We start from the raw sequence: 24,538 nt of genomic DNA on the forward strand, positions 1-24,538 counted from the left end.
TTGAGCAAAACGCAAAGTTACCACTTTGATTTGTTCTTTTAGTGCTCGATAGCAAAAGTTTATGTTACAATTAATAACAAAAAACGCTGATTTAAAATCAGCGTTTTCTTTTTCGGGTTGCCATATAGTTTTCAATTGCTTCTTTGGTGGTATACCAGTTTCTGCCTTCTTTGTAAGCATCTATTTTTCCTGTTCTGGCCAATAAACTTACATATTCTTGGCCGTACGGAGTATCAGGCTCACTAACAATGTTTTGAATAGATTGATAATCATAATTGCTTCCTGGCATTGCACCTAAATATATATTAAGCGTTCTTTCGAGTGCCTGACACATCAAAAGTGTCAATTTTTGGTAATTTCCATTATTAGCTTGATTGAGCGCTTCGTAGTATTTCTTGCGATCATTTTTTAAAATAATGGCAGGAGGAAAACCGCATCGAATCAATAATAAATTCATGCTTAAACGAACGGTACGACCATTTCCATCAAAAAAAGGATGAATCCAGACCAGTTTATGATGATAGATTGTTGCCAATTCTATATCGTTTAAACCTAACGGATTTTTATTGATAAACTCGATTAATTCGTCTAAATAATCTGAAACTTTATTTGCATTTGGTGGCATAAAATTAGCACCAGAAATTCGGACGCCTCCATTACGAATTCTGCCCGCGAAATCTTCTTCGATAGAACGCATTACTAATCCATGTATAGAAAGAATATCGATGCTTCTTAGCTTATATTCTTCATCTACAATTGAATAAAGATAATCAATAGCTTTGTCGTGATTATGAGTTTCAAAATGTTCGCGAAGCGATTTCCCTTTAATGGTAATTCCTTCTTGGATAACCATTTGGGTTTCTCTCAGACTTAATGTATTTCCTTCAATACTATTAGAGTTATAAGTCCATTCTAAAGAAAGGCTTTCTCGTATTTTATTCAACGCAATATTGGGCAATGGTCTGCTGTTTTGTAGTTCTTGCCTTTTTTGGTACAATCTATCAAAGGTTGATTGAAATTCTTCTCTGTATGTTAGGTCAATATTAAACATAATCCTACAAAGATACTTCTTAATATCGGATAAATAAAATTTTTAACGTATCCGATATTAACGTTTATTCAATCGTCATAGAACGGAGTTTTGTTCTATAAGCTTCGAGTGCTATCGATTTGGAAATAAATCCGTGGTATTTTCCATCTCTTAAAACAGGAAGGAAAGCAGATTTTGTAGTTTCAAATTTTCGCATTACAATTTCCATGCTGTCGAGTGTAGAAATTGTCGCAGCAGGCGCTTTCATTACGTCTCTAATAAAAGTGTATTTAACTCGGTAAGAATTAAAAATGATTTCTCGAATATCATTAAAATGAACTACTCCAACCAAATCTTTGTCTTGATTGACAACTGCAAAAACTACTTGATTGGAATGCGAAATAAGATCTACTAATTTACTTAGATTTTCGTCTGGGTGAACTGTCAAATAATCGCATTGAATAATTGAGTCAATGTCTAAAGTCGATAGGATATTAGAATCTTTATTGCTTGTAAACGCATGTCCTTTTTTGGCTAATCCTTTTACGTCAAGCGAATATTTTTCGAAACGTTTAGAAATGGCAAAACTAATGGAAGAAACGATCATAAGCGGAATCATCAATCCGTAGCCTCCTGTAATTTCTGCAATTAAGAAGATTGCTGTTAGAGGCGCATGAAATAAACCGCTAAGAATCCCAGCCATTCCAACCATTGTGAAATTACTGATAGGAAGTTTAGATAAACCTATCATAGTAACAAGTTTAGAAAAGAAATATCCTAGATAAGATCCTAAGAATAGAGAAGGAGCAAAGTTTCCTCCATTTCCTCCGCTTCCAAGCGTTAATCCAGAAGCAAAAACTTTAACCATCATAGTAGCGCCAATAAATAAAAGCAAAACCCATTGATTGTTTCTAAAATCAGCAAATAAAGTATTGTCTAATAAATGCCCTGGATCGGCGTCAGATAAGGTTTTAATGCTTTCGTATCCCTCACCAAATAGGGTTGGAAAAATAAAAATTAATAACGCCAATAACGATGAGCCAATTAAAGCTTTTTTATAAGGATTGATTTGCTGTTTGGCAAAATAATGCTCGACTCTTTGAAAGTTTCTTGAGTAATAGATAGCAACCAGTCCAGTTAGAACTCCCAAAATAACATAAAACGGAATATTATGATAATCAAAAGATTCTTGTTTTTTAAAGCTCAAAAGAATGCTTTCGTCCAAAACAATTGCAGAAACCAAAGCGCCCGTTGCCGCAGAAATCATAATAGGCGTAAAAGCAGAAATGCTGACATCTACCAATAAAACCTCAATAGCAAAAAGAACACCTGCAATTGGAGCGTTAAAAGCCGCCGCAATTCCAGCAGCTACACCACATCCAATCAGCAAAGTTCGATCCTTATACTGCATCTTATAATTTTGGGCATAATTTGAGCCAAAAGCTGCACCAGTAATTACAATCGGACTTTCTAAACCTGCAGAACCTCCTAAACCAACTGTTAATGAACTTGTCACAATTTGGGCATACATCTGCTTTCTCGGAATAATACTGGCTTTTTTCGCCACTGCATAAAGTATTTGCGAAGTTCCTTTTTGAATGCTTCCGTTAAGCACTTTATTTACAACAAAAACGGTTAATGTAATACCAATTATTGGCAGGATACTGTTAATGAAACTCAATTTCAAGATTCCATTAATGTATGTTGCAAATGAGAATACACTATGCGCGAAAGTTTTAAGTACGATAACCGCAAGTGAACAAGATATTCCGATAAGAACGCTTGACAAAAAAAGAAACTGCTTTGGAGTCATTAAGGATTGTGCCAAAGCAATGATGCTTTCGAGTCTTCTGAAATATTTTTTTAGCATTCTGTTTTAAAATTATCGTTCTTACAAAATTAGTTTATAATGTTAGATTAAAAAAATAAAAACTTAAGACTATTAAAAACCAACGGCTTTATCATCGCCTCTAAAGTCAGCTCCGCCTTCTAGATTTTTGTTTGGCAAAACCAAAATAGCATCTACTTTTCCGATAATTGGAGTTGGTTTTTCGTTGATGATGTAGCTTTTTGCTTTAAGCTGATCAATTGTTTTTGTTTCAAAAGTATTGGGTTCGAAAGTAATTAAATCTGGCAGCCATTGATGGTGGAAACGTGGAGCATTAACGGCTTCTTGCATGCTTAGATTGTATTCGTAAACATTTAGAATTGTCTGTAAAACAGAAGTAATAATCGTTGAACCTCCCGGAGTTCCTACAACCATAAATAATTTTCCGTCTTTTTCTACAATGGTTGGCGTCATAGAACTTAACATTCTTTTTTGCGGAGCGATACTGTTGGCTTCATTTCCAACCAAACCAAACATGTTTGGAGAACCTGGTTTGGCACTAAAATCGTCCATTTCGTTATTTAAAAAGAAACCTAATTCGTCACAATAATATTTTGAACCATAACCATCATTTAAAGTTGTTGTAGCAGCAATAGCATTCCCGAATTGATCTACAATTGAATAGTGTGTTGTTTCTGTGCTTTCGGCATAATTCACTTTTCCTTCTTTTATTTCGCTAGATAAAGTTGCTTTTTCAGGATTAAAGCTAGCCATTCTTTCACGAAGGTAACTTTCATCTAATAGTTCTTTCAGCGGAATCTTGACAAAATCTGGATCGCCTAAAAAGTAGCTTCTGTCTGCATACGCTCTTCTTTCAGCCTCAACAATAACCTGAATGGCATCTGGTGAATTATGTCCCATTTTGGCTAAATCATAAGGCTCGAGCATCTTTAAAATTTGAGCCAAACAGATTCCGCCACTGCTTGGTGGAGCCATTGAAGTAATCTTTAAACCTTTATAAGTAAACTGTAATGGTTTTCTCCATTTCGCTTCATATTTCGCTAAATCCTGCATCGTGATAATACCGCCTTTTTCCTTTAAATAATTAACTAGGATTTTAGCAGTTTCACCTTTATAAAATTCATTTCTTCCTTTTTTCTGAATTCTTCTTAAAGTTTTGGCCAATGCTGGATATTTGATCGTATCGTTTTCTTTGAAACTGCCAGATAAAAGCGAATTTTCTCCATTTACTTTTACAATGCTTTCATGATAATCTTTTAAGCTTTTCTCTTGTTTTTTTGTTACTACAACACCTCTTTCTGCTAAAGCAATTACAGGTTCAAGGATTTTAGAAATAGGCATTGTACCATATTTTTTATGAACCGCAAAAACGCCTGCAATTGTTCCTGGAACGCCAATGGCAAGTGCTGTTTGAGTACTTTTTCCTTTTATTACATTTCCTTCGCTATCCAAAAACATATCTTTTGTAGCAGCCAGAGGAGCTTTTTCACGATAATCTATAGAACCTACTTCGCCATTTGCTTTTCTGTAAACCATAAAACCGCCGCCGCCGATATTTCCAGCAAACGGAAAAGCAACTGCAAGCGCTAATTCTGTTCCGACCATGGCGTCAAAAGCGTTTCCGCCATTTTTCATAATATCAGAACCGATTTTTGAAGCTTCCTCGCGTGCAGAAACCACCATGGCTCTTGTAACAACTAATCCTGTCGGATTTGGATCTGTCTGTTGTGCATTGCTGCTGCTTATATATAAAAGTGCTATTAAAAATGTAATTTTTTTCATGTTCAATAAAATTAAATTGGCTTAAAGAGAAAGCAGTTTTTCTTTGGCTTGTGCTCTCATTTCTTCAAAAAACAATGTAAATTCTTCTTCAAATTCATCATAAAATTCCGTAAGTTCTTCTACAGCAAACTGCATTTGAGAAACATTTTTGGATCTTCTATCCATTTGGGTTAATATATGTTGGATTCCTTCGGTTGTACGATAACTCAAAAGCCAGTTTCTTTCAATCATGTAAGGCATTAAACCTTGAGTTTTTTCGGTTAAAATGTCATAATTATCATGTAAAGAATGGTAAAATCGTTTCACAAAAAGTTCTAATTTTTCATCCGAATATTTTTCCCAGTTTTTGGCTAGAAAATGATCATAAACAATATCTACAATTACACCAGCATAATGATGGTATCGGTCATGCAGGCGTTTGGTGCTGGTTCTAAAAATATCGTGAGAATCGGTATAGGTATCTATGAATCGATGCAGTAAAATTCCTTTTTGAACATCTTCAGGAAAATGCTCAAATTGTTTTCCGCGAATTCCGTCTGCCATAAAATTCCCGATTTTAATTAAATCATTGTCTCCAGAAAGATATATATGGGCTAAGAAATTCATTTTTTTATAAGTTTCTAAGAATCGAAGTTTTTTAAGATTCTGAGTTATTTTAGTAAATGTATAAAAACTTTTTTAAATCATTTTGTTATAAAAATAACGAGATACAAGTAGTTTCCTAATAGGTTAAAATTAAAATCTTAGAAACTTAGCACCTTAGTAACTCGGTAACTTTTTTATATTTGTAAAAAAATAACCCTAACTCACAAAAATGACTCTAATAAAATCTATTTCTGGAATCCGCGGAACGATCGGAGGAAAAGTAGGAGACAATTTAACTCCTGTTGATGCAGTAAAATTTGCGTCGGCTTACGGAACTTTCTTAAAAAACAATATTTCTAAAGATAAATTGACAGTTGTAATTGGCCGTGATGCAAGAATCTCGGGACCAATGATTCATAATTTAGTTGTGAATACTTTAATTGGTTTAGGTATCGATGTTATCGATCTTGGACTTTCTACAACGCCAACTGTTGAAGTGGCTGTTCCTTTGGAAAAAGCTGACGGTGGAATTATTTTAACAGCTTCTCATAATCCAAAACAATGGAATGCTTTAAAATTATTAAATGCTAAAGGTGAATTTTTAAGCGGTGCAGACGGAGCAAAAATTCTTGAAATTGCTGAAGCCGAAGCTTTTGATTTTTCGGATGTGGATAGTTTAGGCGAAGTTATTTCAAATGATGCTTATATGGATATTCATATCGATGAAGTTTTAAACTTGCCATTGGTAGATATCGAAGTAGTAAAAGAAGCTAAATTCAAGGTTGTTGTTGATGGTGTAAATTCATCAGGAGGAATTATTATTCCGAAGCTTCTAAAATTAATGGGAGTGGAAGTGGTTGAATTGTACTGTGAGCCAAACGGACATTTCCCGCATAATCCAGAGCCTTTAAAAGAGCATTTAACTGATATTTCTGAGCTTGTTGTAAAAGAAAAAGCAGATTTTGGTATCGTCGTAGATCCAGATGTAGATCGTTTGGCTTTTATCAGTGAAGACGGTGAAATGTTTGGAGAAGAATATACTTTGGTTGCTGTTGCAGATTATGTTTTAAGCAAAACTCCAGGAAATACAGTTTCTAACATGTCATCTTCTCGTGCTTTAAGAGATGTTACCAAAGCGCACGGCGGAAGCTATGAAGCAAGTGCTGTAGGTGAGGTGAACGTGGTAGAGTTGATGAAGAAAAACAATGCTATCATCGGTGGTGAAGGAAACGGAGGAATTATCTATCCTGAATTGCACTACGGAAGAGACAGTTTGGTTGGAGTTGCTTTGTTCCTGACGCATTTGGCAAACAAAAAAATGTCGGTTTCTGCTTTGAGAGCTTCTTATCCAGAATACTACATGAGCAAAAACAAAATTGAATTGACGCCACAAATTGATGTTGATGCGATTTTAACTCAAATGACTGAGAAATACAAAAACGAAGATATTTCGACAATTGACGGTGTGAAAATTGATTTTGCTACAGAATGGGTTCATTTAAGAAAATCAAATACAGAACCAATTATTCGTATTTATACTGAGGCACCTTCTCAAGCAGCTGCAGATCAATTGGCACTTCGAATTATTGATGAGATTAAAGTAATTGCTGGAATTTAAGATTTCAGTTTTTAAAATAAAAAAGCTCTTCGGAGCTTTTTTTATTTAAAAAACATTCCGTTAGGAATGTCTCATTGGTAGAAAAAAAATGGCGTTGTTTATATTTGTGTCCTGTAGGGACACGTGATTTTTTTCGAATTGAATGCATTTCCGATTAATCAGACGTTCCTACGGAACGTGTAACTCTTACTTAAAATCTGATATCTACCGATGAGACATTCCTAACGGAATGAATTTTACATAAAAACCTGTTTAGAAATTCTAAAGATTCTTTTGTTTATTCAAAAACTAATTTATTCCTAACGGAATGAATTAGTTCTTAATTATTTTAATCGATTTTTTAATATTTCCATACGAAGCGTTTACAATGTAAACTCCTTTTGGAAGCTTGTCTCCAATTTTAATATCTTGATTCGTAAAATAATCTGCAGAAGAAAAACAGACATCTCCTTTCATATCAATTATTTTGATCGTTAAAGGTTCAGTAGTGTTTGATTTAATATGCAAAGTGGCTTGCGTTTTTACAGGATTTGGATAAATAGTAAAGCTCTCTTTTTCTAGCTCATTATCTTTAACGCCAAGATTGGCAACAGCAAAATCGATGAAATTAAAATTGAAGTCATTTGATTTGAATTTGATTTTTAAATACACCTCGCCTTTTGGTAAAAAAACATCATTTACCGTTTTATTAGCAAAAGTCTGCCAGTCACCTGTTGGTGGAAATGTTTCATCGGCTTTTACCACAACGTCATTTACTAGAATGTCAAATTTGCCTGTCAATACGGGAGATGCCACTCTAAAAGTTAAGTTGTAGGTTCCAGCATTGGCAACATTCAGCATAAATTCGTTCCAGTCTCCTTCATTGATGAAACAAACATTTTGCCCCGTTCCAGAATCTGTTGTTGCTTGTAAACCAGTTCCTTTTCTTCTGTAATGTTTATTGGCAATGACACGTCCAGGTACATTCATTTTTTTTGTTGTATAAGGAACATTGATATATTCAGTTCCAATTGGTCTTAAGACACCACTTGTAGCACTTAACAATTGTCCTTCTAACATATCAGTCCAAGTTGGATTTACTCTTCCAGAAAACCATGAATAACGAAAAATATCTGGATCATTTTCATAGCTGGTTAAAATTTGTTTCATGAAAGCTGTTTTTTCATCAGCGGTCTGTATAACTCTATTGGCAAACTCCGTAATCCAAAGCGGGCGATTGAATTGTTTTAAAATTCCTGTTACTCCAATCACAGATCCAGCAGTGGCATCATAAGTATGAAAAGCGATATAATCAACTTTACAGTTCGGGCATAATTGAAAAAACTGATTGTGCCAAACAACAGGGTCAGAAATTCCTCCGTAATTATTGGGGCCATTATAAGCTGGTGAGGCGCTTACAATTTCTAGATTTTTTGCAGCAGCGATTTTTTCAATATTTGCCCATGCATTTACTGCTTCTTGTGGTGTTAATCTTGCGCCGTCGGTAAAATTAGGTTCATTAAACGCCAGAAGATATTTGGCTCCAGGTTTTATTTTATTTATGAAAGTTTGTACGTCATTATCGTTGACTTTTCCCCATGCCATTGGAACAAACTCAACGCCGAGAGATTCATAAGTAGCTCGCAAATCGGCATCAGGTTCTGGGGACCAGTTGTACCACCAAGAAAGGCCTGGTTTTAAAACCTGCATATCGGCTTGGGAGTGGTATCCGTAAGCAATTCCTCGTTTCGGACTTTGGGCGAAGACAGAAAAAAAGAGCACCGATACGAAAAATGAAAAAAATAGTTTTTGGATCATGGGTTAATGATTTTAGGTTCTTTTAGATAATTAGAGAAGAGCCAAATTTAAATTGTTTCCTTTTTTTATCCATTCAAAAAAATCATTACAAAAACACATCAAATCTGATATACAAAGCCCATTTATGTAGTATTACTCGGTTTTAAAAGAAAAAAGTCCGAAAAGCAGCATCTGTTTTTTCGGATTTTCGGTTAAATTATTTTCGAAATATTATTCTATACGGTGTTTCCATCTTTTGTGCGTCCATAAATAAAACTCGGGAGCTTCTAGAATTTGTTTTTCTACTTCTTTAAGATACATTTCAGTAATTTTAAAGTTTTCTACTTCTTTCGGATTATCAGCAAGCGGAATAAATGTAGCCTCATAATAGCCTCTTCTAACTTTTTTAACCTCTACAAATAGAACTGCTAAATCATATTTTTTTGCTAATGTTTCGGCGCCTGTATGCACAGGAACTTCAACTCCCATAAATTTCATCGAATGAAAAATCCTTTCCATCTTTGGCGATTGGTCGCTTGCTAAACCATACAGACTTAAAATACCCTCACGTTGGTTCTTTGCCATTGTTGGAATTGCTTTTCGGGTTTCGATCATCTCGGTATTGTATTTAGAACGGATTTTTCGAATTAATTTGTCAAAATAAGGATTAGCTAGCCTTTTGTAAACAGCAACTCCTTGAAATCCAAGTTTAGGATTTATCGTTAAAAGCCACTCGTAACTTGCATAATGTGAAGCTACCAAAATCACGCTTTTTCCCTTTTTAGCATAATCGCGAACAAGATCTATATTGGTTACATGAAATCTTCTTTCCATTTCCTCTGGAGACATGCTCATGGTTTTTACCATTTCTAAAAACAGGTCACACATATGTTTGTAGAATTTCTTTTCTACAACTTTTCTTTCTGCATTGCTCAAATGAGGCAAAGTAAGCGCTAGATTTTCGCGCACTACTTTTTTACGATACCCGATAACTCTGTACACTAAAAAATATACAAAATCTGAGAATAGGTAAAATACAGGAAAGGGAAGTATAGAGATAAGCCAAAGTAACGGGTAGGCTAAAATATAAACAAGAAATTGCATGTAATTTTTTTTTACAAAGATAAATTAAAAATGATTAGCGATTGATATTTTGCTTTCTTGCTAACTTATCTTTAAGAATGATTATATTTACAATTCACAATAATTATTATTTATGAATATTATTTTAATAGCGATTATCGTTGCGAACGTTGTTATTAGTTACAAAGGTTTTAACGATCTTTATTTTTTTAGAAAATACGAATTTCATGTAGGAAGCATTCGTTCAGGAGAGCAAATCAGAATGCTGTCTTCTGGTTTTCTGCATGTTGATATGATGCATTTGATTTTTAATATGCTGACTTTGTATTTTTTTGCACCTGTAGTTTTAGGTTGGCTTGGTAATTTTTCTTTCATCTTGGTGTATTTTGGAAGTTTAATTTTCGGAAGCCTTCTTACCATGCTCTTTCATAAAAATGATTATAGTTATAGAGCTGTTGGAGCCTCTGGCGCCGTAACTGGAGTTTTATATTCGGCCATATTGCTGCAGCCTGACATGATGCTCGGAATATTTTATGTCATTCCGATGCCGGCTTATCTTTTCGGAATTTTGTACTTATTGTACTCAATTTATGGAATGAAGGCCAAAAATGACAATATTGGGCATACAGCACACTTTGGAGGTGCTATAGGCGGTTATTTAATTACTTTGATAAAAATGCCATCATTATTTACAGACCATACGTTGATGGTAATTCTGCTTGCAATTCCGATTTTGATACTTTTTGGAATGGCAAAATTGGGAAAACTGTAAGCTTGGCACAACTTTTGGAATGCTCTTGTCAAACATTAAAATTTAACAAAAATGAAAAAACTAGTATTATTTTTAACAATCATGTTTATGACTATGTCTTACGGCCAAGAAATCAAACAAATACCTCTAATTAATGTTAATGGAGAAGGAAAAGTAAAAGTAGCACCTGATCAGGTTTGTATTTCAGCTTCTGTTGAAACAAAAGGGAATAATGCTAAGGATGTTAAAAAACAAAATGATGAAAAGATGGATGCTGTTTTAAAATTCATCAAAAAAATGAATATCCCCACAGCAGATTTCAAAACAAAACAAGTAGCTCTTAATCCGCAGTACGATTATGAGAAAAAGAAAACTTCTTATAACGCTACACAAACTGTAGAAATCGTAGTAAAAGATTTGTCTAAGTATGATGAATTAATGGAAGGATTGGTTCAGCAAGGAATCAATAGAATTGACAGAGTTTCTTTTGAATCATCTAAATTAGCGCAGTACGAGTCTGAAGCAAGAAAATTAGCGATGAAAGATGCTAAAGTAAAAGCTGAAGAATACGTTTCTGTTTTAGGACAAAAAGTGGGTAAAGCGTTTACAATCTCTGATAACTCTCAAGTTTACCGTCCACAGCCAATGTATGCTGCTATGAGAATGAAAGAAGCAGATGCAATGGGAGGAGCTTCAAACGAAACTCTAGCAATTGGCGAAATCGAAATTACAGCAAATGTTAGCGTAAGTTTTGTGTTAGACTAAACGTTTCTAAAATTCCAAAATATTTTAAAATCCAAATTCCAATTTATACTGGGATTTGGATTTTTTATTTTGGATTTTTCCTAAGGATTCACGTATAGTTTGTTGTCCTGAGCGGAGTCGAAGGATTTTGTGCAAAATCATTATTGTGTGCTCATCGATATGTGTCCTTCGACTCCGCTCAGGAAGACATAAAATGAGAATTGGAATTTGGAATTTCAGTTTTGGAATTTAAACAGTCTTTAGCGGAAGCGTAAACCTAAACGTACTTCCTTTTCCTTGTTCGCTTTCTACCGAGATTTCTCCTTTATGAATGTTTACGAACTCTTTGCAGAGCAGCAATCCGAGTCCGCTTCCGAGTTCGTTTTCGGTGCCTTTCTGAAGCACTTTTCCGTTAATTTTAAATAACTTTTCTTTGATGTAATCAGGAACTCCAATTCCATTATCCGTAATAGAGATTTCTGCTTTCTGATTGGTTTTAATCAGTTTTAGTTTAACTTCTCCATTTTTACCTGTAAATTTAATAGCATTGCTCAGTAAATTGCGCAAAATGGTGCTAATCATATTTTTATCAACTTCTGCCTCAAGCAAAAAAGCCGATTCAAATGTGATGTCTATATTTTTACTTAAAGCGACATTTCTGCTTAGTTCAATATTTTCCTCAATTAAAGCATTTAGCAATATATTTTTAGGATGAAAAGTAATCATTCCCGTTTGGACTTTAGACCATTCCAAAAGATTTTCGAGCAGCTTATAAATGTTTTTATTTGAGTCATGCAGCAGTTCCGATATTTCTTTTATTTCTTCACGGCTGTACTGTTCTATATTTTCCAGCAAAATTTCAGAAAGGGAAACCGATGATCCTAAAGGTCCTCTTAAATCATGTGAAATAATAGAGAAAAACTGGTTTTTGTCATCCAAAAGCTTTTTGATTTTATGATCTTGTCTTTCTTTTACCAAAAGCAAAAAGCCAACAATTCCGATTAAAGTTAGAAGAAACAAACAGATGCTGTAAAAGCTATCAAAAGTATCGTTAGAAATAATAAGATCTTGCGGATGCAAGTATCTGTGGACTATTCGTATTGCAATTAGAATTTCAAATCCTGTATAGCACAAAACATAAAAAGTCTTGAAAAAGCTTTTTTCTTTTTCTGTGAAATAAATAATTGTAGGCAATAAATAGATAGTAAAAACACCAATGCCGCCAATGATAACACGAGTATTCATTGAAGCATAAAAAAGTGTTGAAATATTAAAAAGCAATATCGCTATTGCTGTAATGGCTATCTGAATTTGAAACTGTCTTTTTGCACGAGCTTTAATGAGCGATAACATGGCAAGTGTTTCGAAACAGCAGGCGCCAAAAATCATCGAATTGGCAATATTTATAGAAGCAAAATCTGGAATAATATTTCGTAAAAGAGCCAATATCCAAGCAAGAGTCAGTATTAATTTACCTAAACCGAACCATTTTAATATTTTTCTATTATCGCTAGTAGCGTACGAAAAAGAAAAACTGAATATAAGGATGCAGGTAAAAAAATTACCCCAGAAATAAAGCAGAAAAATGGTTTTTGGATCTACTGGTAAAAGTTCAAACATTAAAAGGGTTTTGCTTTTTGGAAATCGATTTTACAAATATACAAATAAAGTAAACATTCAGACCTGAGTTGGCGGTTCATGAGCTGTGCTCTTGCATATTTAACAATTAGTTTTCTTTAGAATCTTTACTGTTTTTTTTAAATTTACATATAGTTAAATTATTAAAAAGGGAAACAAATTAAAAGAAAGAATTAAATTACATGTTGATTGATTTCTTAGCTTTGTAAAAAGTACCACAAAACTTCTTGTTATGCCACTAATTGAACAATCAGAATATAATGCTCCTTCGATTATTCATCGCAACAGGCATATTTCTACCATTTATGCTGCCTTGATAAAAAAGTTCGAAGTGCCTCAATATACAAGAGAAAAGCATGAATTGAATGACGGAGATTTTATCAACATCGATTATATTTTAAGCGACTCAAAAAAAGCAGTCATTTTATGCCATGGCTTAGAAGGCGATTCGCGCAGAACATATAATAATAGCTGTGCGGCCTATTTTCTGCAGAAAGGTTTTTCGGTTTTTGCTTGGAACAATCGCACTTGCGGTGGAGAAATGAACCGACTTCCAAGATTGTACCATCATGGAGCAGTTGACGATCTTGATGAAGTGGTTCAGTTTGCTTTGAAAAAAGGAATTGAAGATATCTATTTGATAGGATATTCGATGGGAGGCATTCAGTTGCTTAATTATTTGGGTTGGACAAAAATTGATCAGCGTATAAAAGCTGCAGTTTCAATTTCGGTTCCTACTCATATTGCTACTAGTGCAAAAGTGCTTAAGCAAGGTTTTAATAGAGTGTATCTAAAGAATTTTACCATTGATATTAAAAAGAAATTGAAATATAAAGCAGCTCAATTTCCTGATTTTATTAATAGTGATCAAATTGATAATATCTCGACTTTTGATGAAGTCGATCAGTATTTTACGGCACCGCTTCATGGATTTGCGAGTCGCGATGATTATTACGAACGCGTTTCTCCTGAGTTTTCTCTGAAAAACATTACAACTCCGGTTTTAATTATTAATTCGCTAGACGATCCATTTCTGGGCGAAAGATGTTACCCGAGAACAATTGCCAAAGACAGCGCCTACGTGTATCTGGAAACGCCTAAATATGGCGGACATTGTGCTTTTCCGCTACGTGATTCTGAATATTCATATGCTGAGAAAAGAGCTTTTGAGTTTTTCGAATCTTTCAGGTCTAACAATACTTTGGTCTAGAAATAAATTTTATTCATCGCCAGAATTCTCAATTTCAGATGGCGATTTTTTTCTAATGCTGGTATTCAGATAAAAAAACAATCGTATCGTGTGATTCATATCATATTGATATCCGGAATATTTTTGCTGATAGACATTCATATAGCCAAAATCGTAACTCCATTTCGGATTAATATTTTTTCTGATTCCGATAAAAAAGCGGTTTTGATCAAAAGTATTATAGATAACTTCTTCCCCAAAATGCAGTAAAATTTCATCTGAAAGAACCATTTGAGGCCAAGATTTTTTATCAGAAATCCGGAAAGTAAAACTCATCAGGTAACGAATTCTATTGGTGAAACGCCAATCGCCACTGGATCTATCATTGACGATTTTTTCCTGCCAGCGCTGTTCATTTCGCAAGCGCTGCAAAATGCTTACATTTCCAAATTTCGTATTTAATTGGGCCTGCTGATAAATTCTATTTTCATCTGAAAAAGTACTCCAGTCAGGATTTGACGGAGCAAGCCACATGTGCGCATATCCTAGATTTAAGGAAATATTTGAATTTGGAATATAGCTGATTCCACCTCTTATAAAGTAAAAACTGGGATCAGATACAAAATCATTTCGTCTAATATGAAAGTCACCAATCACGCCCCAATGGTCTGCAAATTTGGTAACCGTGTTTATAGAAACCCAAGTTTGAAGCTGCTGGTTAATTTCTTTTTTTTGAGTTTGTCCAAATGCATTTAAATAAAGCAAGAAAATCAGGATTCCTATAAAATAAGTCTTCATAAAAAAGCACGATAGAAATTAATTAAAAAAGTAAATTTCTTTAAAATCGGTAATAAAGAATCAATTATTAGCGTAAAGATATTCTTTTTTAACGAGAAATTATATCGTATATTTAAGTTTTAATTTGTTTTATATCAAGTGTTTAAATGTTTTTTAAAGAGAATATTTAAACAATTAAACAAGTTTTTTAATCATTTGATTAAAAAACTTGTTTAAGATATTTGCAAAAAACTTAACTTTGCCTTTAAATTATTTAATATGAGTACTTCAGCATCTGAGAAAAAAGATTCTTCTACAGAAGAAAAGATAAAAACAGCAGCTAAAACTGTTTTTTATAAAAAAGGTTTTGCCGCAACGCGAACGAGAGATATTGCTGAGGAAGCAGGTTTGAATCTTGCTTTGCTTAATTATTATTTTAGAAGCAAGGCTAAACTTTTTGAGATCATAATGGCAGAAACTTTTGCTGGTTTTATAGGAAGTATGAAAGTGATTTTGGATGATGAGAAAACTTCTTTGGAACAAAAAGTAATAACTATTGCCGAGCGATATATTGATTTTATCAGCGTAGAACCAGAAATTCCAACCTTTATTTTAACTGAAATCCGTAATAATCCAGAAGAACTTTTAAAAAGACTGCCGATTAAAGAAATCGTAAATGATTCTGTTTTTATTAAACAATTTCAAGAAGCAGTTCAAAATAAAGAAATAACAGAACCTAATCCGTTGCATTTTTTGATGAATCTGTTGGGATTGGTCGTTTTTCCATTTATAGTCAAACCCATTATTATGGGAAGCAGAAATTTGGAAACAGAACAGTTTCATGCGCTAATGCAAGAGCGTAAGAAAAAAATTCCGATATGGATTAATATGATGTTTAAAGCCTAATAGTAACCAGAAGTTTTAATTTATACTGTAATGAAAAGGAAATTATACTTTAAATATATTGGAATCTTGTCCTTTATAACAGCACAGGCACAAATCTTGACAATTGATCAAAGTTATCAGTTGGCTGTTGAGAATTATCCTTTAATCAAACAATATGAACTTATTGAAAAAAGCAAAGAATATACTTTGAGTAACGCCAATAAAGCTTATCTGCCTCAAATAAGCATAACCGCAATTGAAGGATACGTTTTTGGAGATTTTCCAACTTTGGGAAGTTCAGGAAGCGACAGCAAATTTAAATTTATTGGTCTCGGGCAAGTCAATCAGACTATTTGGGATGGAGGCGCTACCAAAACGCAGAAAAAGATTATTGAAGCATCTTCAAACGCAGATAAGGCTTCTGTAGAAGTCTCGCTTTACGATTTACGTTCTCGTGTAAATCAGCTTTATTTTGGAGTATTGCTTATTGACGAGCAATTGAAACAGCTTCAGATACAAAATGCCATTATTGCCAATAATATTGATAAGGTTAAAAAACTTCATGAAAATGGTTTGGCCTATAAAACGGATGTTGACGAAATGAAAGCCGAACAGCTGAATCTTAGCAGACAGAAAAAAGACTTTGAGTATACTAAAGCAGGTTACCAAACGATGCTTTCTTATTTGATAGGCAAAAACGTCAGTCAAGAAAAATTTGGTAAACCTTTCAATTCTTCTAGTCTCGACACCATTATCAAACGTCCCGAACAACAGCTTTTTGCCAGTCAGCGGAATTTGGTAAATGCACAATCCGAAATGCAAAAAGTCAGTCTTATGCCTAAAGTTGGCTTACTGGGCGCAGGCGTAGTTTTGGCACCAGGAATTAATTTAGGAACTAATAAAATTTCTACCGTTGGAGTTGCTGGAGTAAGTGTTGGATGGGATATAAAGGGATTATATAAAAATTCAAACGAAAAACATCTGACTCAGCAGAATTTGAAAAAAATAGATGTTCAGGAAGAGACATTTTTATTTAATACCAGATTTCAAATGAATCAAAAAACGGCTGATATAGAACGACAGAAAGCCATTTTGAAAGATGATGATGAAATTGTAAAACTTCGTCAGACTATTCGCGAAGGATATCAGCTGAAATACGACACTGGCGCTGGCCCGCTAATCGATTTATTGAATGCGACAGAAAAAGAAGGAAATGCACGAGCGGAAAAAGCTCTGCACGAAATTCAATTGCTTATGGCAGAATACGAGTATCAAACAATCAAAGGAAATTAATACTAAACACTATGAAAAAGATAAAGCTTTTATATTTTTTTATTCCAGCAATATTCATGTTTTCATGCAATAATAAAGAAAATGATTTTGATGCTTCGGGATCTTTTGAAGCTGTTGAAACCATTTTGTCAGCAGAAGCAAACGGTCAGATTTTGCAATTGAATGTAGAAGAAGGCCAGCAATTAGAAGCAGGACAAAAAGTGGGTTTTATAGACAGTACACAGCTTGCTATAAATAAAATGCAATTGCGCCAGAATGAAAAAGCAATTTTAAGCGGAAGACCACAAATACAAATTCAGACTGAAAGTTTAAAAAGACAGCTTGACAATGCCATTTTAGACCGTAACAGAACTGAAAAATTGGTGAAAGGCGGAGTAGCTTCTCAAAAGCAATTGGATGATATAAACTCTAAAGTAGCCGCTTTGCAAGCGCAAATAAACGCGCAGAAAAGTTCTCTCGAAACTACAAATGAAAATTTGACTCAGCAAGGAAATACGGTTGGAGTTCAGCTAAAAGGAATTGAAGATCAATTGAGCAAAAGCGTAATTGTAAATCCGATAAAAGGAACCGTTTTGGCAAAATATGCGGAGCAGTATGAAATGGCTGTAATTGGAAAACCGTTATACAAAATTGCCAATTTGGAAACACTCGACTTGAGAGCATATATTACGGGAACCCAATTGCCACAAATTAAAATTGGACAGCAAGTTAAAGTGCGAATTGATAAAGGAGAAAAGAAATACAAAGAATATCAAGGTACAATTGCATGGATTTCAAACAAATCTGAGTTTTCGCCAAAAACAATTCCGACCAAAGACGAACGAGCTAATTTAGTTTACGCCATAAAAGTAAGAGTGAAAAATGATGGTTATCTAAAAATTGGAATGTACGGAGAAGTGCTTTGGTCAAAATAAAACAATAGTTTATGCCTGCAGTTGCATTAAAAAATATTACTAAAAAATATGGTGATTTTGTCGCTGTAGATGAGGTGTCTTTTGAGGTTCAGAAAGGAGAGCTTTTTGGATTAATTGGTCCCGATGGTGCTGGAAAAACGTCGATTTTTAGAATCTTAACGACATTGCTTTTGGCGGAAGGAGGAATTGCAACTGTTGAAGGACATGATGTTGCAAAAGAGTTTCAGGAAATTAGAAATAAAGTAGGCTATATGCCTGGAAAATTCTCCTTGTATCAGGATTTGACAGTAAAAGAAAATCTCGAGTTTTTTGCTACTATTTTCGGAACTACAATTGAAGAAAATTATGATTTGATTAAAGATATTTACGATCAGATAAAACCTTTTAACGACAGACGTGCCGGAAAACTTTCGGGTGGAATGAAGCAAAAATTGGCTTTGTGCTGCGCATTGATTCATAAACCTGAGATTTTATTTTTGGACGAGCCTACTACTGGTGTAGATGTGGTTTCTCGAAGCGAATTTTGGGAAATGCTGGCAAAACTTAAAAAGCAAAATATCACAATCGTAGTTTCGACTCCTTACATGGATGAAGCAAAATTATGCGATCGGATTGCGCTTATCCAAAACGGAAAAATAATGACAGTTGACGAGCCACAGCAAATTATAAACAGTTTTCCTAAACCGCTTTTTGCTGTAAAAGCAAAGAATATTTATAAGCTTCTGCAAAATCTAAGAACTGAAAAAGAAGTTGAAAACTGTGATGCATTTGGAGAATTTCTTCATCTTACATTGACTTCAGAACTTGCGGATGAAGAGAAAGTTAGAACTATCGCTCAAAAATACAATCCCGAAGATTTAGAAGTAAAAAAAATAGAACCAACAATTGAAGACAGTTTTATTCACCTAATGCGAGAACAAAACGATTCTAGAGAACCAAAAGAAATGCTGGATGGAAAATAAAGCTATAATTTGTAAAGATCTAACCAAACAGTTTGGCGATTTCAAAGCGGTTGATAAAATTAGCTTTGAAGTGAGCGAAGGCGAGATTTTTGGCTTTTTGGGCGCTAATGGAGCTGGAAAAACAACAGCAATGCGAATTCTCTGCGGACTTTCTTTACCTACTTCGGGAGAAGCTAGCGTAGCCGGTTTTGATGTGTATCGACAGCAGGAAAAAATCAAGAAGAATATTGGTTATATGAGTCAGAAGTTTTCGTTGTATGATAATCTGACCATTTTGGAAAATATTGAGTTTTTTGCAGGTGTTTATGGCGTTTCAAGACCCGAAATTAAAGAAAGAAGTAAGGATTTGATTTTGACTTTAGGTTTAGAAAAAGAAGCTAAAAAACTGGTTGGAGGATTGCCATTAGGATGGAAACAGAAATTGGCTTTTTCTGTTGCCGTATTTCATCGGCCTAAAATTGTTTTTCTAGACGAACCTACAGGCGGTGTTGACCCAATAACGAGACGCCAATTTTGGGAAATGATTTATCAGGCAGCAGCAGACGGAATTACGGTTTTTGTCACCACACATTATATGGACGAAGCCGAATATTGCGACCGAATCAGTATTATGGTTGATGGACGCATGGCTGCAATAGATTCTCCTTCGGCATTAAAAAAACGCTTCAATGCCGTTTCTATGGATGAGGTTTTTTATGAACTGGCGCGAAATGCCAAAAGAACATCAGATTAGTATGAAAAGATTACTGGCTTTTATTCGGAAAGAATTTTATCATGTTTTCAGAGACAAAAGAACGTTATTGATTCTCTTTGGACTTCCTGTTGCGCAGATTGTTCTTTTTGGTTTTGCATTGAGCAGCGAGGTCAAAAATATCGGAATTGCCATTCAGGATAATTCGCACGATATTCATACCGAGAAAATGATACAACAGATACAGTCTAGTTCTTATTTTCATGTTGAAAATCCGATTTTGAATTACCATGATATTGAAAACAGATTTAAAGATGGAAGTATTAAATGTGCCGTTATTTTTCCGTCTAATTTTGGTTCTGATGTGCAACGTCTCGGAGGGGCAAAAATTCAGGTAATTGCAGATGCATCAGATCCTAATACGGCAACAATTGTGACCAATTATTTAAACGCAATTGTTAGAGATTATCAGCAGGAATTAAATCCGTCTGCGAAGTTAAATTATCAAATAATTCCAGAATTAAGACAGCTTTATAATGAAGAGCAAAACGGTTCGCTCAATTTTATTCCAGGCGTAATTGCCTTGATTTTTATGATTGTCAGTACAGCTTTGACTTCTGTTTCTGTTGTGCGCGAAAAAGAGCTCGGAACCATGGAAATTTTGCTTGTATCGCCTTTCAAGCCCATCATGGTTTTAATTGCAAAAGCAATTCCGTTTTTAGTGCTTTCCATAATCAACTTTATCATTATTATATTTCTTTCAGTATATCTGCTTGATGTTGAGATTAAAGGGAGTTTTCTGCTTCTTTTTGCAGAAAGTATTTTGTTCATTATCACTTGTCTTTCTCTTGGTTTGTTGATTTCAAATGTTACCAATTCGCAACAAACTGCGATGCTTATATCGATGATGGGAATGATGGTGCCGACTTTGATTCTGACTGGTTTTATGTTTCCAATCGAAAATATGCCTTGGATATTTCAAGCGATTTCTCATTTAATTCCGTCGCATTATTATTACATCATTGTAAAAGCTGTAATGCTCAAAGGTTTGGGGTTTTCATACATCTGGAAAGAAACTCTAATATTGGCAGTAATGACCGTTTTATTGCTTACGATCTCTTTGAAAAAATTTAAAATTAGATTGTCATGAAAGTGCTGCGTTTTATATTACAGAAAGAATTTCGACAAATCTTTAGAGATAAAACCATATTGGCCATGATGTTTTTTGTGCCGACAATACAGCTCATCATTTTACCGCTTGCCGCTAATTTTGAAGTAAAAAGTGTAAACATTGTTTATGTAGATCACGATCACAGTTCGTATTCACAAAAATTAATCAATAAAATAGGCTCTTCGGGATACTTTCATATTGTAGGAGCTCCAGCATCGTATTGGGAAGGCATGAAGTTCATTGAAACGGGAGATGCCGATTTAATTTTAGAAGTTCCTTCTGGATTTGAACGAAACTTGGTAAGAGAAGGCAGCCAGAAAGTAAATATGGCTGCAGACGCCATTAACGGAACCAAATCAAATATTGGAAATGCTTATTTGAATGTTGTGCTGGCAGATTTTAGTAATGATTTGGATATAAGGTTTAAAATGCCGCCACAATCGGCTTCTGTTTCGCCATCCTTAATTACTTTAAATAGCACAAATTGGTACAATCCGAGATCGGAATATAAATATTATATGGTTCCAGGAATTCTAGTTTTATTACTCACTTTAATTGGTGGATTTATTACGGCATTAAATATTGTAAAAGAAAAAGAAATTGGTACAATTGAACAGATTAATGTAACGCCAATTCAGAAATGGCAATTTATTTTAGGAAAACTTATTCCTTTTTGGATTGTCGGAATGATTGTATTTACAGTTGGCCTTATTGTAATGTACTTGATTTATGGAATATTTCCACAAGGCAGTTTCTTAGTGTTGTATCTTTTTGCAGGAGTTTATCTGACTGCTTTATTAGGATTAGGGCTTTTGATTTCGACATTTGCCGATACACAATTGCAAGCTATGTTTATTGCTTTTTTCTTTATGATGATTTTTATGCTGATGAGCGGTTTCTTTACCAGTACCGACAGCATGCCGAATTGGGCAAGAACCATTTCAGAATTTACACCTGTAACGCATTTTATAAAAGTGGTTCGGCTTATTGTTCTAAAAGGAAGCGGTCTGCAAGAAGTTGGAAGAGAGCTTTTATACTTATTTATTTTTGCTATTGTTTTGAATTCGTTGGCGATTTATAATTATAGAAAAACAAGTTAATAGAAAGATGCCGATTACGCAATGATAGGCAATGATAGCGCGGATTTGCAATCCGTGCCCACAAAGATTGGTTAGTTTAGTCTCTTTGTAAATATAAAAAAGTGTATTATTTTGTGAATTTTTGCCTTAATGATTTGTTTTTGTTTCTTATTGTTGCGGGCACGTACACGGATTGCGAGTCCGTGCTAACGGCACTAATAGTTTTAGTTTGGCTATGCTGGTATATCCCTATTTATTATATTTAATCCACAAAATAGTAGAATGAGAAGGGGCTTCTGTTTCCTTTTGAAATTTAAATAAACGACATTAAAAGCTTATTTTCTTCGCTAATATACTTTGACTTAATTTCTCGTGTTTTATTTTTAAGATCTAAAAAAAAAAAGTAAAGTGTTGTTATATAAAGTGTTATAGGAAATGCAATAAAAAGTATTATGATAAAAAATATTGAAATAATATTTTTTTGATTTTAATTTGTAATGAAAAAGCGGTAAATTTTAGTGTATATTGCTGTTTTTTAGTGTGTTATGTTTTTGTGTTTAAGTGTTGTTATATTGTAGTACGGAAAACCGTATTTAAATCATAATTAAAAAGACTACTTTTGCTTTTTTTAACATGGAAATAATTACATCTTATGTCCCCAAATAAGTATTTTTTTTTCTTTTTATTGTTTGTATCGTTATCTTATTCACAGACCAAACGTGCTGCTGTTGTGGTAAATGCCAGAGCGCAAAAGGATAAAATCTTAATTCGTTGGGCTGTCAATTCTCCAATTGAATGGCAAAAAGCAAATAAAAAAGGTTTTGTAATTACCAGAACTACAGTTTTACGTGACGGAAATGTTCTATCTAAACCAGAAAAAGTCCGCCTAACTCTAAAACCATTAACTCCCGAACCCTTAGATTCTTGGATTGACTTTGTCCAGAAAGACAATAATGCCGCTATTATTGCTCAATCTATTTATGGTGAAAGTTTTGAAGTAACCGACTCCAAAGAAGGTGCTTTGTCAAGAATTGTTAACATGGCAGATGAACTTGATCAACGCTATACTTTTGCTTTATATGCTGCAGATATGAGTTTTGAAGGAGCAGTAAAAGCAGGCTGGGGTTATATTGATACAAATATTAAGTCTAATGAAGTTTATGCCTATCAGATAAGCGTTTTTGAAAGTCCACAGGTAAAAGAATCATCTTATATGATTGGTTTAAAAGACTACTCTGTTCTGCCTGCTCCAACAGATTTTATTGCGGTTCCCGATGATAAAAAAGTATTGCTTTCTTGGGATTATGAAACCTTCAAAAGAATCTATACTTCGTTCATGGTAGAGAAATCTGCAGATGGAATCAATTACACACCAATCTCAAATACGGCTATTGTTAATTTAAATGACAAAGACGAGCATCCTTCTAAAAACATGTATTTTGTAGATACTCTAAGTGTAAATGATAAGGTGTATCATTATAGATTATACGGTATAACATCATTTGGAGAAAAAGGAGAATTTACAAAACCAATTACAGCCAAGGGTGTTGCGGCTATTGTAACTCCTGCAAGGCTTGTAGACTACAATATTATAAATTCAAATGAAGTTAATCTTGAATGGGATTATCCAAAAGAATCAGAAGGTTTTATTCAAGGTTATGAAATTAATTTAGCCAATAATGATAAAGGACCTTATAAGGTTGTATCTAAACTTATTCCGCCATCTGAAAGAAAACTTAATTTTAAAGATAATCTGTATCCATCTAACTATTTTACGATTTCTGTAGTTGGAAAAAATAATCAAAGACTAACCTCGCAAAGTATGTTGGTACAGCCAGTTGACTCTATACCGCCAGCCAAACCAATTGGACTTGAAGGTGTTATTGATAGTCTCGGAACGGTAAGACTTAAATGGAAGCCAAATCTGGAAAAAGATTTAAGAGGGTATAGAATATTAAGAGCCAATACGACAGGCGAGGAGTTTGTAGATATTTACCATCAATCTTATATCGGTACAGAGTATAAGGACAGTGTGAGTTTGAAAATGACAAACAGTAAAGTCTATTACAGAATTGCTGCTGAAGATATGCGTTACAATATCTCTGATCCTTCTGATATTTTAGTATTAGATAAACCAGATAAAATTCCGCCAGCAGCACCTATTTTTAAAGATTATGAGAATAAAGATGGCAAAGTGCATTTGAAATGGATACGAAGTTATAGTGAAGATGTTGTTGCTCATAGTTTAAGAAGAAGAGAAAAAGGTCAGGAAAAATGGCTTGAAATTAAACAGATCAATGACACGATTCAGGAATTTACAGATGATAGGGTAGAAAACAGAAAGACCTATCAGTATGCGATTTTAGCCAAAGATAAAAGTAATCTCTGGTCATCACTAGAACATTCAGTAGTAACTGTTAGCGTACTAGATTTTACTCCTGTAAAAGTCATTACATTTTTGCAGGGAACAGCTGATCGGGAAAATAAAAAAATTCTTCTTTCTTGGAATTATGTAAAAAACAAAGGCAAGGTTTTAGGCCTTAGCATTTATAAAAATGAAAAAGGTTTTCCGCCAACTTTATGGAAGGAATTAAACGGAGATATTTTTACGTTAGAAGATAAAAGTTTAAAAATTAATAAAGAATACGAGTATCATCTGGTTCCAAATCTAGAAAATGATAGTCCAGCCAAAGCAGAAACCTTAACAGTTATTTATTAAGC

Annotated in this window: 20 protein-coding genes; 12 read left to right on the plus strand and 8 right to left on the minus strand. The window is 34.0% G+C overall.

Translation table 11 applies throughout. From position 1 onward, the window contains the following. Positions 1–97 precede the first annotated feature (97 nt). From NU08_RS13240 to NU08_RS13255, 4 genes are all read right to left on the minus strand, one after another. The gene (locus NU08_RS13240) at positions 98–1,051 is read right to left on the minus strand and encodes a Fic family protein (RefSeq protein ID WP_129747674.1); all 954 of its coding nucleotides are present in this window, start codon (positions 1,049–1,051) and stop codon (positions 98–100) included. 64 nt (positions 1,052–1,115) lie between these two features. Next, positions 1,116–2,900 carry a chloride channel protein gene (locus NU08_RS13245; protein ID WP_119791915.1) on the minus strand — a complete coding sequence of 595 codons (1,785 nt, stop codon included), beginning with the start codon at positions 2,898–2,900 and terminating at the stop codon, positions 1,116–1,118. Positions 2,901–2,972: 72 nt separating this feature from the next. Then, complete coding sequence (gene ggt, locus NU08_RS13250; RefSeq protein WP_129747675.1) at positions 2,973–4,661, minus strand: gamma-glutamyltransferase; 1,689 nt, start codon at positions 4,659–4,661, stop codon at positions 2,973–2,975. 21 nt (positions 4,662–4,682) lie between these two features. Further along, a complete protein-coding gene (locus NU08_RS13255; RefSeq protein WP_129747676.1) occupies positions 4,683–5,267 on the minus strand; it encodes an ACP phosphodiesterase in 585 nt (194 codons plus the stop codon). 208 nt (positions 5,268–5,475) lie between these two features. Between NU08_RS13255 and glmM the strand changes: the two genes are divergently transcribed. Further along, on the plus strand, positions 5,476–6,864 hold the full coding sequence (gene glmM / locus NU08_RS13260) for a phosphoglucosamine mutase (RefSeq protein WP_129747677.1): 1,389 nt from the start codon (positions 5,476–5,478) through the stop codon (positions 6,862–6,864). A gap of 312 nt (positions 6,865–7,176) precedes the next feature. On the opposite strand, the gene NU08_RS13265 is transcribed toward glmM, so the two are convergent. Together NU08_RS13265 and NU08_RS13270 are read right to left on the minus strand one after the other, a co-directional pair. Continuing rightward, positions 7,177–8,661: a glycosyl hydrolase gene (locus NU08_RS13265; RefSeq protein ID WP_129747678.1), complete on the minus strand. Its 1,485-nt coding sequence runs from the start codon at positions 8,659–8,661 to the stop codon at positions 7,177–7,179. 210 nt (positions 8,662–8,871) lie between these two features. After that, the gene (locus tag NU08_RS13270; protein WP_129747679.1) at positions 8,872–9,744 is read right to left on the minus strand and encodes a lysophospholipid acyltransferase family protein; all 873 of its coding nucleotides are present in this window, start codon (positions 9,742–9,744) and stop codon (positions 8,872–8,874) included. A 112-nt stretch (positions 9,745–9,856) separates the two neighbouring features. On the opposite strand from NU08_RS13270, the gene NU08_RS13275 reads away from it, so the two are divergent. Continuing rightward, a complete protein-coding gene (locus tag NU08_RS13275) occupies positions 9,857–10,495 on the plus strand; it encodes a rhomboid family intramembrane serine protease (protein ID WP_066034135.1) in 639 nt (212 codons plus the stop codon). Positions 10,496–10,546: 51 nt separating this feature from the next. After that, positions 10,547–11,239, plus strand: coding sequence for an SIMPL domain-containing protein (locus NU08_RS13280; RefSeq protein WP_129747680.1), 693 nt, complete (start codon positions 10,547–10,549; stop codon positions 11,237–11,239). 228 nt (positions 11,240–11,467) lie between these two features. On the opposite strand, the gene NU08_RS13285 is transcribed toward NU08_RS13280, so the two are convergent. Then, complete coding sequence (locus NU08_RS13285; RefSeq protein ID WP_129747681.1) at positions 11,468–12,838, minus strand: sensor histidine kinase; 1,371 nt, start codon at positions 12,836–12,838, stop codon at positions 11,468–11,470. Between the two features lie 250 nt (positions 12,839–13,088). Between NU08_RS13285 and NU08_RS13290 the strand changes: the two genes are divergently transcribed. Beyond that, positions 13,089–14,066: a YheT family hydrolase gene (locus NU08_RS13290; RefSeq protein WP_129747682.1), complete on the plus strand. Its 978-nt coding sequence runs from the start codon at positions 13,089–13,091 to the stop codon at positions 14,064–14,066. A gap of 9 nt (positions 14,067–14,075) precedes the next feature. Here NU08_RS13290 and NU08_RS13295 read toward each other — a convergent pair whose 3' ends face one another. After that, positions 14,076–14,843: a DUF2490 domain-containing protein gene (locus NU08_RS13295; RefSeq protein ID WP_129747683.1), complete on the minus strand. Its 768-nt coding sequence runs from the start codon at positions 14,841–14,843 to the stop codon at positions 14,076–14,078. Positions 14,844–15,101: 258 nt separating this feature from the next. Here NU08_RS13295 and NU08_RS13300 point away from each other — a divergent pair, with 258 nt between their 5' ends. From NU08_RS13300 to NU08_RS13335, 8 genes are all read left to right on the plus strand, one after another. After that, positions 15,102–15,728: a TetR/AcrR family transcriptional regulator gene (locus tag NU08_RS13300; RefSeq protein WP_129747684.1), complete on the plus strand. Its 627-nt coding sequence runs from the start codon at positions 15,102–15,104 to the stop codon at positions 15,726–15,728. A 30-nt stretch (positions 15,729–15,758) separates the two neighbouring features. After that, a complete protein-coding gene (locus NU08_RS13305) occupies positions 15,759–17,000 on the plus strand; it encodes a TolC family protein (protein ID WP_129747685.1) in 1,242 nt (413 codons plus the stop codon). A gap of 11 nt (positions 17,001–17,011) precedes the next feature. Next, positions 17,012–17,914: an HlyD family secretion protein gene (locus NU08_RS13310; protein WP_129747686.1), complete on the plus strand. Its 903-nt coding sequence runs from the start codon at positions 17,012–17,014 to the stop codon at positions 17,912–17,914. Between the two features lie 11 nt (positions 17,915–17,925). After that, positions 17,926–18,876, plus strand: coding sequence for an ABC transporter ATP-binding protein (locus tag NU08_RS13315; protein WP_129747687.1), 951 nt, complete (start codon positions 17,926–17,928; stop codon positions 18,874–18,876). Further along, a complete protein-coding gene (locus tag NU08_RS13320; RefSeq protein ID WP_129747688.1) occupies positions 18,866–19,609 on the plus strand; it encodes an ABC transporter ATP-binding protein in 744 nt (247 codons plus the stop codon). Before NU08_RS13315 ends, NU08_RS13320 begins: the two co-directional genes overlap by 11 nt. A 1-nt stretch (position 19,610) precedes the next feature. Further along, positions 19,611–20,717, plus strand: coding sequence for an ABC transporter permease (locus NU08_RS13325; protein WP_129747761.1), 1,107 nt, complete (start codon positions 19,611–19,613; stop codon positions 20,715–20,717). After that, positions 20,714–21,838 (plus strand): ABC transporter permease, encoded by a 1,125-nt coding sequence (locus NU08_RS13330; RefSeq protein WP_129747689.1) that lies wholly within the window; start codon positions 20,714–20,716, stop codon positions 21,836–21,838. The genes NU08_RS13325 and NU08_RS13330 overlap by 4 nt, the downstream gene beginning before the upstream one ends. A 631-nt stretch (positions 21,839–22,469) precedes the next feature. Continuing rightward, the gene (locus NU08_RS13335; RefSeq protein ID WP_129747690.1) at positions 22,470–24,536 is read left to right on the plus strand and encodes a fibronectin type III domain-containing protein; all 2,067 of its coding nucleotides are present in this window, start codon (positions 22,470–22,472) and stop codon (positions 24,534–24,536) included. The last annotated feature ends 2 nt before the right edge of the window (positions 24,537–24,538 follow it).

This window comes from Flavobacterium anhuiense (genome assembly GCF_004151235.1).
In the GTDB taxonomy this organism is placed as follows: Bacteria; Bacteroidota; Bacteroidia; order Flavobacteriales; family Flavobacteriaceae; genus Flavobacterium; species Flavobacterium anhuiense_A.

Excerpts from the sequence above, each read along its gene's own strand:
- NU08_RS13240 (WP_129747674.1), bottom strand. The coding sequence starts at position 1,051 with ATGTTTAATATTGACCTAACATACAGAGAAGAATTTCAATCAACCTTT.
- NU08_RS13245 (WP_119791915.1), bottom strand. The coding sequence starts at position 2,900 with ATGCTAAAAAAATATTTCAGAAGACTCGAAAGCATCATTGCTTTGGCA.
- ggt (WP_129747675.1), bottom strand. The coding sequence starts at position 4,661 with ATGAAAAAAATTACATTTTTAATAGCACTTTTATATATAAGCAGCAGC.
- NU08_RS13255 (WP_129747676.1), bottom strand. The coding sequence starts at position 5,267 with ATGAATTTCTTAGCCCATATATATCTTTCTGGAGACAATGATTTAATT.
- glmM (WP_129747677.1), top strand. The coding sequence starts at position 5,476 with ATGACTCTAATAAAATCTATTTCTGGAATCCGCGGAACGATCGGAGGA.
- NU08_RS13265 (WP_129747678.1), bottom strand. The coding sequence starts at position 8,661 with ATGATCCAAAAACTATTTTTTTCATTTTTCGTATCGGTGCTCTTTTTT.
- NU08_RS13270 (WP_129747679.1), bottom strand. The coding sequence starts at position 9,744 with ATGCAATTTCTTGTTTATATTTTAGCCTACCCGTTACTTTGGCTTATC.
- NU08_RS13275 (WP_066034135.1), top strand. The coding sequence starts at position 9,857 with ATGAATATTATTTTAATAGCGATTATCGTTGCGAACGTTGTTATTAGT.
- NU08_RS13280 (WP_129747680.1), top strand. The coding sequence starts at position 10,547 with ATGAAAAAACTAGTATTATTTTTAACAATCATGTTTATGACTATGTCT.
- NU08_RS13285 (WP_129747681.1), bottom strand. The coding sequence starts at position 12,838 with ATGTTTGAACTTTTACCAGTAGATCCAAAAACCATTTTTCTGCTTTAT.
- NU08_RS13290 (WP_129747682.1), top strand. The coding sequence starts at position 13,089 with ATGCCACTAATTGAACAATCAGAATATAATGCTCCTTCGATTATTCAT.
- NU08_RS13295 (WP_129747683.1), bottom strand. The coding sequence starts at position 14,843 with ATGAAGACTTATTTTATAGGAATCCTGATTTTCTTGCTTTATTTAAAT.
- NU08_RS13300 (WP_129747684.1), top strand. The coding sequence starts at position 15,102 with ATGAGTACTTCAGCATCTGAGAAAAAAGATTCTTCTACAGAAGAAAAG.
- NU08_RS13305 (WP_129747685.1), top strand. The coding sequence starts at position 15,759 with ATGAAAAGGAAATTATACTTTAAATATATTGGAATCTTGTCCTTTATA.
- NU08_RS13310 (WP_129747686.1), top strand. The coding sequence starts at position 17,012 with ATGAAAAAGATAAAGCTTTTATATTTTTTTATTCCAGCAATATTCATG.
- NU08_RS13315 (WP_129747687.1), top strand. The coding sequence starts at position 17,926 with ATGCCTGCAGTTGCATTAAAAAATATTACTAAAAAATATGGTGATTTT.
- NU08_RS13320 (WP_129747688.1), top strand. The coding sequence starts at position 18,866 with ATGGAAAATAAAGCTATAATTTGTAAAGATCTAACCAAACAGTTTGGC.
- NU08_RS13325 (WP_129747761.1), top strand. The coding sequence starts at position 19,611 with ATGAAAAGATTACTGGCTTTTATTCGGAAAGAATTTTATCATGTTTTC.
- NU08_RS13330 (WP_129747689.1), top strand. The coding sequence starts at position 20,714 with ATGAAAGTGCTGCGTTTTATATTACAGAAAGAATTTCGACAAATCTTT.
- NU08_RS13335 (WP_129747690.1), top strand. The coding sequence starts at position 22,470 with ATGTCCCCAAATAAGTATTTTTTTTTCTTTTTATTGTTTGTATCGTTA.